The following is a 12,288-nucleotide window of genomic DNA, read 5'->3' as shown; positions in this document are numbered from 1 at the left end:
TTACGGATTGTAGATTTTTTTTAATTCACGCAATCCAATTTTTAATCTCGATTTTATAGTCCCTAGCGGAATTTCAAGTTCGTCGCTAGCTTCTTGTTGGGTCATCCCTTCAAAAAATAGGGCGTTTATAACAATTTGATATTTTTCATCCAAAGTATTTAGATGCTTTTTTATATCAAGTACTTCCTCGTTTAACTGATTGGTTGTTATCTTATATACGGCTGAATTTTCTAATTGGACTTCTTTTGTAGTTTTATTCTTTAAAGATCTAACTTTATCTATAGCAGTATTATAAGCAATACGGTATAACCATGTAAATAGTTTGGCTTTACTGGCATCGTATTTTTTTGCGTAGCGCCAAATTTTTACAAAAGTTTCTTGTAAAACATCTTGAGCCGTATCCTCATCGGTTATTACTTTTTGAATAACGCCAAATAAAGAGTCTGCATAGTTTTCATATAACAACGATATAGCTTTTTTATCGCCACGCTGTAATAAATAAACTATTTCTTTTTCTATTGCTGAAATCAATATAAAATTGGTTTTATGATATGCAAAGATACCAAAGTTAGAGTTTCTTTTATTATAAGATATTTACTTCAGCTTCGATGGATATATTAAAAAGGCGTTCTATTGTTTTTTGAATAAGTTTTGAGAGCTTTAAAATATCCGAACCTTTAGCATTACCATAGTTCACAAGCACTAAGGCTTGGTTTTTGTGTACCCCATATTCGCCAAATGTTTTACCTTTAAAACCGGCTTTTTCTATAAGCCAGCCCGCCGGAACTTTAACGTTCTGTTCTGAAACAGGATAATTTGGCATATCTGGAAAATTTTTAATTAATTGGTTAAATTGCGATTTTTCAATCACAGGGTTTTTAAAAAAGCTACCGCTGTTACCAATATCTTTTGGGTTTGGCAGTTTACTTTCCCTAATAGCAATTACGGCTTTTGATATGTCTTGAATAGTTGGGTTTTTTATACCTTTTGTTTCAAGTTCATTAGCAATGGTGCCATAATTAATATTTAATTTATGATTCTTTTTTGTAAGCTTAAAACGTACAGAGGTAATAATATATTGTCCTTTATAATCTTGTTTGAAAATAGAATTTCGATAACCAAACTTACATTCTAGTTTGGTAAATGTTTTTGTTTCAAAAGTGTTTAAACTGATTCCATCGCAACTTTCAAAAGTATCTTTTATTTCAATACCATAAGCTCCTATATTTTGTATTGGAGTGGTGCCCACATTTCCAGGGATTAACGATAGGTTTTCCAAACCACCAAAATCCTGTTTTAAACACCAAAGCACAAACTCGTGCCAGTTTTCACCAGCTTGAGCTTCTACAATAACCGAAGTATCATCTTCGGAAACAATAGCAATGCCTTTTAAATTAATATGAAGCGCCAAACCATCAAAATCTTTGGTGAGTAGCATATTACTTCCGCCTCCAAGAATAAGTTTGTTCGGGTATGTTTTTAGTTGAAGCACCGATGTTAATTCTTCAATGTTAGATACGGTAGCAAAGTGTTTTGCATGGGCATCTATTCCGAAGGTATTATACGGTTTTAATGATATGTTATTATGTATTTGCACTAGTCTTTATATGCTTTTAATGCTTGTTTTAAGATATTTACCGCTTTGATTAGGCTGTCTTTTTTGAGTACATAAGCAATACGAATTTGATTTAAACCAACGCCTGGTGTTGAGTAAAATCCGGCTGCAGGAGCAACCATAACAGTTTCGCCATCGATGTCAAAATCTTCTAAAAGCCATTGTGCAAAATGATCGGTATTTTTTACGGGTAATTCGACAATACAGTAAAATGCCCCTTTTGGAATGGCAACTTTTATGTTTTCTATTTTCTGTAATTCAGTAATTAACGTGTTACGTCGTTCTACATATTCTTCAATAACATCATCAAAATAACTTTGAGGTGTTTCTAAAGCAGCTTCACTAGCCAGTTGTGCATAGGTTGGCGGACTTAAACGGGCTTGTGCAAATTTCAAAACGGTTTGCATAAGTGCCTTGTTTTTAGAAATTAAACAACCTACACGTGCGCCACACATGCTGTATCGTTTAGAAACCGAATCGATAATAACCGCATTCTGGCTAATGTTTTCCTCTTGAAGAATTGAATAGTGGGTTGCGCCATCGTAAACAAATTCGCGGTAAACCTCGTCAGCTACTAAATATAAATCGTGTTTTATCGCAATTTTAGCTAGCTTTTTTATTTCTTCTTCAGAATATAAATATCCTGTAGGATTACCTGGGTTACAAATTAAAATGGCTTTCGTATTAGGTGTTATTAATGCCTCGAAAGCTTCAATTGTTGGTAAAGCAAAATTATCGTCAATGTCGCAAATAGCAGGTACTACGTTTACACCCGAAGCTGTAGAGAAGGCCGTGTAATTTGCATAAAATGGTTCCGGAATAATAACCTCGTCACCAGGATCCATAATGCTGCTGAATAAAAACTGTAAAGCTTCGCTGGCGCCCACGGTAACAATAATATCTTCTAAAGTGATATTTATTTGATGTTTTTTGTAGTACGTAGCCAACTTTTCCCGGTACTCGTCTGAACCTTGCGATCTAGAATATGAAAGCGTCTCGATGGTGTTGTTTTTAACAGCATCTAAGGCGACTTGAGGTGTTTTAATATCTGGTTGTCCAATATTTAAATGGTAAATCGATTTTCCTCTTTTTATTGCATCTTCAGCATAAGGAACTAACTTACGTATAGGAGACTGGGGCATAAGCTGCCCTTTTTTTGATATTGTTGGCATTTGTGTTTGTTTGTGTACAAAGTTGCAAAAAATAACTTAAAGTTGTTTAAAAACATGGGGTTAATGGTGTAATTGTAACAAAGATTACTAAATTGATAAAGAATGGTTTTTATTTAACATGAAAAAGACGCTTTACGTTCTAATTTTATTTGTGTTGGTGGGTAATTTAGGTTATTCACAAAATCGTTTTGTGGTAAATAATAAGCGAGGAGTCGATAAAATTAAGTTTAAGCTCATTAATAACTTAATTATCATTCCTGTTGAAATTAATGGTGTTACGCTATCCTTTTTGTTAGATTCAGGCGTGAGTAAACCTATTATTTTTAATTTTTTGAATATATCCGATTCGTTAAAAATAAAAAATCCAACAAAAATACGCCTTAGAGGTTTAGGTGGCGGAGAATCTATTGAAGCTTTACAATCTGAAAACAATATTTTTAAAATTGGAGATGCTGTTAAAATTAATCAAGATGTTTATGCCATTCATGACTCTAATTTAAACTTTAGTCCTAGGCTGGGTATTCCGGTGCACGGCATTATAGGTTTTGATGTTTTTAAGGATTTAGTGGTTGAAATAAATTATGCACGAAAGTTTTTACGGTTTACAAACCATAAAAAGTATAAATATAAGGCATGCCGTTCTTGTGAAGTGTTTAGTTTGGAGTTCTATAATAACAAGCCGTATATAAATGGTGAGATTGATATAAATGATAATCTTATTCCTGTAAAATTATTAATCGATTCTGGCGGCAGTGATGCTTTATGGTTATTTGAAAATGAAGACCAAGGTATAACGACTAAGAATCCTTATTTTGAAGATTTTCTTGGGCATGGTTTAAGCGGAAGTGTTTACGGAAAGCGATCTAAAATTAAAGCCTTTCATTTAAATAAATACATTATTAAAAATCCGAATGTCGCTTTTCCTGATTCTCTTTCTATTGGGCATGCGTTGGGGAATAAGCGGAGACATGGGAGTGTGTCTGGCGAAATATTAAAACGGTTCAATATTATTTTCGATTACCAAAAAGCAAAAGTAACCTTCAAAAAAAACATGTATTTTAAAGATGCCTTTGGATATAATAAAAGCGGAATCGAGTTAGAGCATAACGGCGTTAGGTTGATTAAAGAAGCTGAGCGTTTTGTATCGAAAAATAAGAGCCAAAATGAGAATGGGGTTTCCGATGATACTAAAATTGTATTTAGTCCAAGTTATAATATTTCATTAAAACCTGTTTATGTTATTGTTGAATTGCGAAAAGGTTCGCCGGCCGAGAAAGTAGGCTTGCAAATAGGAGATAATATTTTGTATATCAATAATCAACCGAGCTACGAATATTCGTTACAAAAATTAATGCACCTATTTTATGAAGATGTAGGTAAACGAATTAAATTAAAAGTAGAACGGCAAGGCGAAATTTTGACGTATTACTTTAAGTTAGAATCTGTTTTTAAATAGAAAAGGCTTAAAACAAGATTGTTTTAAGCCTTTTTTAAATATTATTTTTAGAGTCTATTGTTGTACAATACTCTTCTCTTTTTTCTGTAAAACACTTTGAGTGTTCGCTTCAATAACTAAACCTTTAATTTTTAAGGCTACTGTTGGTGTTACAGCGTTAGAAATTACAGTAATTGTTTTTCTAATTGGGTTAACACGGTTTGTATCGTATTTTACCTCAATAACACCTGTTTTTCCTGGCATAATTGGAGCGTCTGGTTTTTTAGGGATAGTACATCCACAACTAGACGATACTTTAGATACAATTAAAGGCTCGTTTCCTGTGTTGGTAAATTCAAATTCGCGAACACCATTGGCACCTTTTTCTATAGTTCCATAATCGATAGTATCCGATTTAAATTCAATCTTAGCCTGTGCATTTACTGCATAGCTCATTAATCCGATAAATAAAATTGTAATAATCTTTTTCATAACTTTTTATTTAATATTCTATGTTTGATACAATTAATACCCGTTTTATTTGGGGTCATTTTATTGTTGTTATTCGTAATAACTAAATCAAAAGTACTCACTTTTCCTGTCATCTACAAGAATAATGGGTGAAATACATATTAATTAACACCTTTAACCTAGTATCCGTACATACTCCTTTTAGTGAATTCATTTAAAAATGTTGAAGCGTATTGGTTTAATATGGTTGCAATACCGCTTATTGCTTTCACAGAAAAAGAAATATAAGTACTTTTGTATTTCAATATTCAAAAACTATTCCAAAGTATGCAAATTCCATCAAAATATGATGCAAGTCAGGTAGAAAGTAAGTGGTACGATTACTGGATGAAACATAATTATTTTCATTCAACACCCGATGAAAGAGAACCTTACACTATTGTAATTCCGCCGCCAAACGTTACAGGTGTATTGCACATGGGGCACATGCTTAATAATACTATTCAAGATGTTTTAATTCGTCATGCGCGCTTGCAGGGCAAAAATGCATGTTGGGTTCCAGGAACCGATCACGCCTCTATTGCTACCGAAGCTAAAGTTGTTGCGAAGTTAAAGGAACAAGGCATTGATAAAAACGATTTAACTCGCGAAGAGTTTTTAGAACACGCTTGGGAATGGACGCACGAATATGGTGGCGTAATTTTAGAGCAGTTGAAAAAATTAGGATGTTCTTGCGATTGGGATAGAACGAAATTTACCATGGACGACGATATGTCGGAAGCCGTGATAAAAGTATTTATCGATTTACATGACAAAGGCTTAATTTATCGTGGTTACCGTATGGTAAACTGGGATCCAGAAGCTAAAACAACACTTTCTGATGAAGAAGTGATTCATGAGGAACGTCAAGGAAACTTATATTATATTAATTATAAAATAGAAGGTAGTGACGATGTGTTAACCATTGCAACTACAAGACCTGAAACAATTTTTGGCGATTCTGCTATATGTATAAACCCGAACGATGAGCGTTTTGTTCACTTACGTGGAAAAAAAGCAATCGTTCCCATTTGCGGTAGAGTAATTCCAATTATTGAAGACGAGTATGTCGATCTTGAATTTGGTACAGGTTGTTTAAAAGTAACACCTGCACACGATGAAAATGATAAGGTTTTAGGAGATAAGCACAACTTAGAAGTAATCGATATTTTTAATGAAGATGCCTCTTTAAATAGTTTTGGTTTACAATTTGAAGGTCAAGATCGTTTTGTTGCAAGAAAATCTGTAGCAAAGGAACTTGAGGCTTTAGGTGTTTTAGTAAAAACGGAAACACATATCAATAAAGTAGGAACTTCTGAAAGAACAAAAGCGGTTATCGAACCTCGCCTGTCCGATCAATGGTTCCTTAAAATGGAGGAACTGGTAAAACCTGCGATTGAAGCTGTTTTAGGTGAAAATTCCGAAATTAAATTATTTCCAAAGAAATTTGAAAACACCTATCGTCATTGGATGGAAAATATTCGCGACTGGAATATTTCTCGTCAGTTACTGTGGGGGCAACAAATTCCAGCTTACTTCTATGGCGACGGAAAAGAAGATTTTGTAGTTGCCGAAAATATTGAAGCAGCTTTGGAAAAAGCACAAAAAGCAACGGGCAAAACGGATTTAAAAGTTGAAGACTTAACACAAGATACCGATGCGTTAGATACTTGGTTCTCGTCTTGGTTATGGCCCATGTCTGTTTTCGATGGTATTAGAAATCCAGAAAATGAAGAAATTAAATATTACTACCCAACCAACGATTTGGTTACCGGACCAGATATTTTATTCTTTTGGGTAGCTAGAATGATTATTGCAGGTTACGAGTATAAAGATGAAAAACCCTTTAACAACGTATACTTAACAGGCTTAGTTCGCGATAAGCAACGCCGAAAAATGAGTAAAAGTTTAGGGAATTCTCCTGATGCTTTAAAACTTATTGAAGAATATAGTGCCGATGGTGTTCGTGTTGGATTACTATTGAGTTCGGCAGCCGGAAATGATTTAATGTTTGATGAAGCACTTTGCCAACAAGGAAAAGGATTCGGAAATAAAATATGGAATGCTTTTAATCTAACAAATCTTTGGGAGGTAAGCGAAACTATTCCACAACCAAACTCTAGTAAAATTGCTTTAGATTGGTACCAAGCCAAGTTTAATGCGGCTTTAGTAGATATTGAAGATCATTTTAGTAAGTATCGATTAAGTGATGCTTTAATGGCGATTTATAAACTTATTTACGATGATTTCTGTGGATGGTTATTAGAAATTGTAAAACCAGAATACCAGCAGCCAATTGATGCAACGACTTATAATAAAGTAATGGCTGTTTTTGAAGACAACTTAAAAATATTACATCCATTTATGCCTTTTTTAACGGAAGATATTTGGCAATATATTTCTGAAAGAACTCCGGAAGATGCCTTAATTGTTGCAAAATGGCCAACCATACAGCCTATTAATCAAACTATTATTTCTCAATTTGAATTTGCTTCAGAAGTTATTTCAGGAATAAGAACGGTAAGGAAAGAAAAGAATATCGCCTTTAAAGATGCTATTGGGTTTTCTGTAATTAATAATGAAAATACCGATAAAACATTCGATGAGGTTATTGCTAAATTGGGTAACTTAGAAGCGGTAGATTATGTGTCAGAACCTGTTGAAGGTGCTTTAACTTTTAGAGTGAAGGCCAACGAATATTTTATTCCGATGGAAGGCGCTATTGATGTTGAAGCTGAAATTAAGAAACTTTCAGAAGAACTTAAATACACCGAAGGTTTTCTAAAATCAGTTCAAAAGAAGCTCTCTAACGAACGTTTTGTTGCTGGCGCACCAGAACAAGTTATAGCTAACGAACGTAAGAAGGAAGCCGATGCTTTAGCTAAAATTGAAACGCTACAAGCAAGTTTAGTAAGCTTAGGTTAGATGGTGTAATCGTTTTACGATTGTATTATGAAATAGAACATAAAAAAAGCACTAATGATTTTTAAATCGTTAGTGCTTTTTTATTTATATCAACTTCTGTAAAAGTAGTTTTCAGAAGTGTTTTTATTCTCGGTATAAAAAGTAATTATTAACCAACTCAATATAGGTTTCCATGGCTTCTTCTTTAGTAATATTTTTTACTTGAAATAAGGCGTTAGTTTTAAAAGCATTGATAATAGGTTTCTTGCTTTTTGGGCGACTATAATCGTTGGTAGCCTTTTTATAGTAGGCGTATAGCTTCAATAAAGTGTCTGCAGGAAAAGGGTCTGCATGTGCATTTACCCGCTTTACGGCATCTTCAAACTGTATTTCTAAGTCTTTATTTATCATTAACTTCTGCAATAACACTTTCGCCTCCGCGAACTTTTTGGTTAAGTTCTACTTTAATTTTAGTGTCCAAAGGTAAGAATAAATCAACTCTTGAACCAAATTTTATAAATCCAGAGTCGGCACCTTGTATTGCTTTATCATCTACTTTAGCGTAATTTACTATACGTTTGGCTAAAGCTCCCGCAATTTGACGGTATAATACTTTGCCGTAAGTTTCGTTTTCTACCACAACGGTTGTACGTTCGTTTTCTTCACTAGCTTTTGGGTGCCATGCTACTAAAAACTTTCCTGGATGGTACTTGCTGAAAACAACATTTCCACCGATAGGGTAACGTGTTACGTGTACATTTATTGGCGACATGAAAACGCTAACCTGTAATCGTTTTTCTTTGAAATATTCTTTTTCAAAAACTTCTTCAATAACCACAACTTTACCATCAACTGGAGATACAACATTTTTAGTGTCTAACGTGGTGTGGCGTTTTGGGTTTCTGAAAAATTGAAGGATGATGATTAAAAAAGCCAATACAGTAATCATTAATAAGGTTCTAAGCCAGTAAATAGCAATAAAACCATCAATTAATAAAAATAAGGCCACAACTACGATGAGCGTGATTAGGATAATTTTATTTCCTTCTTTATGAAACATAGTGCAAAATTCTTAAAAACAAATATATAAAAGGTGCTGCAAATATAATACTATCTAAGCGATCTAAGAGCCCTCCATGGCCAGGCATAATAGTTCCACTGTCTTTTACTTGGGCTTGACGCTTAAATTTCGATTCGATTAAATCGCCTAAAGTACCGAATACACTGATGATTATGCTTAAAATAAGCCAATATGTAGAGTTTAGAATTTCTGTGTAATTAGCAATAAAATAACTGGCTACACAGGCAAAAAACAGTCCGCCAAGAAAGCCTTCTACTGTTTTTTTAGGTGAAATTTTTTCAAAAAGCTTCTGTTTTCCAAAGTTTTTTCCCACTAAATACGCAAAAGTATCATTCACCCAAACTAATATAAAACCACCTAATAAAATGTTAGGGTTGTAGTCTTCATAATAATTAGCAATTAAAAACAAGAATATAAAACCGCTTGTAATGTAGAAGGTCGTGAGTAAAAAACGCTTAGAACTAAATAAAGGAATGATTTTTTTTGAGAACAAATCTCTTATTAAAAAAAGAAGCACAAAAATAGTAAGGACTGTAAGTACCTGAATGGCATCGTTTGCTGCTTCTAAGTCTAGTTTAAAGAGTTTGTAATAAGCTATTAAACCATAAAGTACAATAAATATAAGGTATGGAATGTTACTTTTAAGCTGCGTTAATTTTTTAAATTCTTGAATACTGATGATACCAAAAACGAATAAAAGTACGGTAATGGCGTATTCAAATTGTAAACATGCTATAAGTATAACAACATAAAGTAAGCCTGAAAGCGATCGGATGAGAGTTTCTTTCATGGTTAGTTGTTAGTTTTAATGTAAATACAAGCAGCTCCTGGTTGAGGTTTGGTTTGTACGATTAATGTTTTAATCATAGATGGTGTAACTTATAAATCTTCTAAAAGTAATAAATATAAGTTTTTGGAGCTACTACCATAAGTTAAAAAATCTTTGTCGTCTTGAGATTTAAAATGTTTTATGGTGGTAATATTAGTAGGTATTTTAGTTCGGTTGTTGTTTTTTATGCCTCTTAAACCTTCGCCTATATTTTCAACAATTTGGCTCGTAGTCCCGAATACTACAAAGTTTAAAGGGAGTTCTATTAATTTTTTTTCAAAAATTTGATTTGAAGAAATAAGTAAAGAACCATCGTTAGCAATCAAGTTTTCACAAGTTGTTAAAAAATAGGTCGCATCGCTAATCACCCGTGTAGAATTTAATTGCTCGCCTTTAAATTGGTCTTTTAAATTTTCATCTAATAATAGTACGTTTTTAGAGACCCAAGCGTTCTCTTCAATGATATTTTGAAGATTTTGGTAAACTTCAGATATATTTTCGCAATACAGAAATTTTCCGCCATTAGCTTTAAAGTTTATAGTAAACTTTTCGTCTATGGGCAGCTTTACTTCTGGCATATATCTGCCGCGGTCTGTTGATTCTAGTTCCTCTGATTTCTTATCAGGTTTTAAACCAAAAAGTTTTCTAAAAAGACTCATTTAGCTGTGTGCAATTAACTATTTTTCTTTGGGATTTCTCAAATATAAAAAATCTTAAACTAACCATACGATTAATTTAAGATTTTTACAAAAAGCTTAACAAAATTTATATTTTGTATATCCTTATTTATTCTTCTTCTTCCGTTTTAGCGATTATTGCTGGGCTCTTCTTAAAAGGAGAGATTCCTAATAACTCTTCTAAATCGTCTTTAAATATCACTTCTCTTTCAATTAATCTCTGAGCTAATTTGTCTAATAAATCTTTCTTAGAAGATAATAATTCAACGGCTCTTTGATATTGAACTTCGATAATGTCTTTAATCTCATTATCAATAAGTTCTGCTGTTTTTTCAGAGTATGGTTTTACAAAACCACTTTCTCCAGCCGGATCATAATATGTAATGTTTCCAACCTTTTCGTTCAGGCCGTAAATCATTACCATGGCTTTCGCTTTTTTGGTAACGCTTTCTAAATCGCCTAAGGCACCCGTAGAAATTTCATCAAAAATAATTTTTTCAGCAGCTCTTCCGCCCATTGTAACACAAATTTCATCAAGAAATTTATTTGTTCTTGTAATGTAGGCTTCTTGCGGTAAATACCATGCAGCACCTAACGATCGGCCACGAGGTACAATAGTTACTTTTACCAACGGATCGGCATGTTCTAAGAACCAACTTACAACAGCATGACCTGCTTCGTGATAAGCGATGGTGCGTTTTTCTTCAACAGAAAATAAGTTACTTCTGCGTTCTAAACCTCCAATAATTCTATCTACAGCGTCTAAGAAATCTTGTTTCTCAACAGCTTTTTTATTTGTTCGTGCAGCAATTAAAGCGGCTTCGTTACATAAGTTAGCGATATCGGCTCCAGAGAAACCTGGCGTTTGTTTAGATAAGAATTCGATATCTAAACCTGGCGCTTTTTTAAGTGGTCTAAGGTGAACTTCAAAAATAGCTTTACGTTCGTTTAAGTTAGGTAAATCAACAAAAATTTGTCTATCAAAACGTCCTGCACGCATTAAGGCTTTATCTAAAATATCGGCTCTGTTGGTTGCTGCAATAACAATAACGTTTGTGTTGGTACCAAAACCATCCATTTCCGTTAGTAATTGGTTTAACGTGTTTTCACGTTCATCATTACTTCCAGACATGGCGTTTTTGCCTCTAGCGCGACCAATAGCATCAATTTCATCTATAAAAATAATAGAAGGCGATTTTTCTTTTGCTTGTTTAAATAAATCTCTAACACGAGATGCACCTACACCAACAAACATTTCAACAAAATCAGAACCTGATAAAGAGAAAAATGGCACTTTAGCTTCACCAGCAACAGCTTTAGCTAATAAGGTTTTTCCTGTTCCTGGAGGTCCTACAAGTAGAGCTCCTTTTGGTATTTTACCACCTAATGTTGTGTATTTTTCAGGGAATTTAAGGAAATCTACAATTTCTTGTACTTCTTCTTTAGCTCCTTCTAAACCTGCAACATCTTTAAAAGTTGTTTTAACTTCTGTATTTTCGTCAAAAAGTTTAGCTTTAGATTTTCCTATGTTGAAAATTTGTCCGCCTGCTCCGCCACCGGCACCACCAGACATTCTACGCATAATAAATACCCAAACACCAATAAGTAAAATAAAAGGTAAAATACCCATAAGTAAATTACTCCAATCGTTTGTTTCGGTATCAAATTTAACCACAGGTTTTGTAGTTAAATCTGCAGTAGCTTCATTTAATTCGTTTTCAAAGTTCTGTAAGTCACCAAATTCAAATTTATAATTCGGTAATTTTGTTGCAGAAGGAATAAAAGTTTGAGGCACTGCATTTTTATGAATGTCTTTAGCCTCGGCACCTTTAGTTAAGTAAACTTTTGCTACGCGTGTGTTTTTTACAATATCAACGCGAGCCACATCGCCATCTTTCAAGAATTTGAAAAAATCTGATGGTGTTGTTAAGTTACCTTCTTGATAGCTTGCACCACTAAATACTTGAAATCCTAAAAAAAGTGCTATAATTATACCGTAAATCCAATACGGGCTAAACTTAGGCTTTTTATCCTTTGTGTTTTTTTTGTCGTCTGCCATGTCTGT

Annotated in this window: 11 protein-coding genes; 2 read left to right on the top strand and 9 right to left on the bottom strand. The window is 33.6% G+C overall.

What is annotated here, in order from left to right:
• From QWY92_RS11295 to QWY92_RS11285, 3 genes are read right to left on the bottom strand one after another with little or no spacing between them, the layout of a single operon-like run.
• The gene (locus tag QWY92_RS11295) at positions 1-531 is read right to left on the bottom strand and encodes an RNA polymerase sigma factor (protein ID WP_290271315.1); all 531 of its coding nucleotides are present in this window, start codon (positions 529-531) and stop codon (positions 1-3) included.
• A gap of 52 nt (positions 532-583) precedes the next feature.
• On the bottom strand, positions 584-1,597 hold the full coding sequence (gene murB, locus QWY92_RS11290) for a UDP-N-acetylmuramate dehydrogenase (protein WP_290271314.1): 1,014 nt from the start codon (positions 1,595-1,597) through the stop codon (positions 584-586).
• The gene (locus tag QWY92_RS11285) at positions 1,597-2,787 is read right to left on the bottom strand and encodes a pyridoxal phosphate-dependent aminotransferase (RefSeq protein WP_290271311.1); all 1,191 of its coding nucleotides are present in this window, start codon (positions 2,785-2,787) and stop codon (positions 1,597-1,599) included. The genes murB and QWY92_RS11285 overlap by 1 nt, the downstream gene beginning before the upstream one ends.
• 118 nt (positions 2,788-2,905) lie before the next feature.
• Between QWY92_RS11285 and QWY92_RS11280 the strand changes: the two genes are divergently transcribed.
• A complete protein-coding gene (locus QWY92_RS11280; RefSeq protein ID WP_290271310.1) occupies positions 2,906-4,243 on the top strand; it encodes an aspartyl protease family protein in 1,338 nt (445 codons plus the stop codon).
• 54 nt (positions 4,244-4,297) lie between these two features.
• On the opposite strand, the gene QWY92_RS11275 is transcribed toward QWY92_RS11280, so the two are convergent.
• A complete protein-coding gene (locus tag QWY92_RS11275) occupies positions 4,298-4,714 on the bottom strand; it encodes a DUF1573 domain-containing protein (RefSeq protein WP_290271308.1) in 417 nt (138 codons plus the stop codon).
• 306 nt (positions 4,715-5,020) lie between these two features.
• Here QWY92_RS11275 and QWY92_RS11270 point away from each other — a divergent pair, with 306 nt between their 5' ends.
• Complete coding sequence (locus QWY92_RS11270; protein ID WP_290271305.1) at positions 5,021-7,657, top strand: valine--tRNA ligase; 2,637 nt, start codon at positions 5,021-5,023, stop codon at positions 7,655-7,657.
• Between the two features lie 123 nt (positions 7,658-7,780).
• Here QWY92_RS11270 and QWY92_RS11265 read toward each other — a convergent pair whose 3' ends face one another.
• From QWY92_RS11265 to ftsH, 5 genes are all read right to left on the bottom strand, one after another.
• On the bottom strand, positions 7,781-8,047 hold the full coding sequence (locus tag QWY92_RS11265; protein ID WP_290271303.1) for an acyl-CoA-binding protein: 267 nt from the start codon (positions 8,045-8,047) through the stop codon (positions 7,781-7,783).
• Positions 8,037-8,696, bottom strand: a complete 660-nt coding sequence (locus tag QWY92_RS11260; protein ID WP_290271301.1) for a phosphatidylserine decarboxylase family protein — start codon at positions 8,694-8,696, stop codon at positions 8,037-8,039. The genes QWY92_RS11265 and QWY92_RS11260 overlap by 11 nt, the downstream gene beginning before the upstream one ends.
• Positions 8,686-9,507, bottom strand: coding sequence for a phosphatidate cytidylyltransferase (locus QWY92_RS11255; protein WP_290271299.1), 822 nt, complete (start codon positions 9,505-9,507; stop codon positions 8,686-8,688). The genes QWY92_RS11260 and QWY92_RS11255 overlap by 11 nt, the downstream gene beginning before the upstream one ends.
• An 89-nt stretch (positions 9,508-9,596) precedes the next feature.
• Positions 9,597-10,205, bottom strand: coding sequence for an LUD domain-containing protein (locus QWY92_RS11250; RefSeq protein ID WP_290271297.1), 609 nt, complete (start codon positions 10,203-10,205; stop codon positions 9,597-9,599).
• A gap of 127 nt (positions 10,206-10,332) precedes the next feature.
• Positions 10,333-12,282: an ATP-dependent zinc metalloprotease FtsH gene (ftsH, locus tag QWY92_RS11245; RefSeq protein WP_290271295.1), complete on the bottom strand. Its 1,950-nt coding sequence runs from the start codon at positions 12,280-12,282 to the stop codon at positions 10,333-10,335.
• Between the last annotated feature and the right edge of the window lie 6 nt (positions 12,283-12,288).

Source organism: Algibacter miyuki (assembly GCF_030409805.1).
Taxonomy (GTDB): Bacteria; Bacteroidota; Bacteroidia; order Flavobacteriales; family Flavobacteriaceae; genus Algibacter; species Algibacter miyuki.
This window is presented reverse-complemented; position numbering and strand designations above follow the sequence as displayed.

Excerpts from the sequence above, each read along its gene's own strand:
- QWY92_RS11250 (WP_290271297.1), bottom strand. The coding sequence starts at position 10,205 with ATGAGTCTTTTTAGAAAACTTTTTGGTTTAAAACCTGATAAGAAATCA.
- ftsH (WP_290271295.1), bottom strand. The coding sequence starts at position 12,282 with ATGGCAGACGACAAAAAAAACACAAAGGATAAAAAGCCTAAGTTTAGC.
- QWY92_RS11255 (WP_290271299.1), bottom strand. The coding sequence starts at position 9,507 with ATGAAAGAAACTCTCATCCGATCGCTTTCAGGCTTACTTTATGTTGTT.
- QWY92_RS11260 (WP_290271301.1), bottom strand. The coding sequence starts at position 8,696 with ATGTTTCATAAAGAAGGAAATAAAATTATCCTAATCACGCTCATCGTA.
- QWY92_RS11280 (WP_290271310.1), top strand. The coding sequence starts at position 2,906 with ATGAAAAAGACGCTTTACGTTCTAATTTTATTTGTGTTGGTGGGTAAT.
- QWY92_RS11270 (WP_290271305.1), top strand. The coding sequence starts at position 5,021 with ATGCAAATTCCATCAAAATATGATGCAAGTCAGGTAGAAAGTAAGTGG.
- QWY92_RS11265 (WP_290271303.1), bottom strand. The coding sequence starts at position 8,047 with ATGATAAATAAAGACTTAGAAATACAGTTTGAAGATGCCGTAAAGCGG.
- QWY92_RS11285 (WP_290271311.1), bottom strand. The coding sequence starts at position 2,787 with ATGCCAACAATATCAAAAAAAGGGCAGCTTATGCCCCAGTCTCCTATA.
- QWY92_RS11275 (WP_290271308.1), bottom strand. The coding sequence starts at position 4,714 with ATGAAAAAGATTATTACAATTTTATTTATCGGATTAATGAGCTATGCA.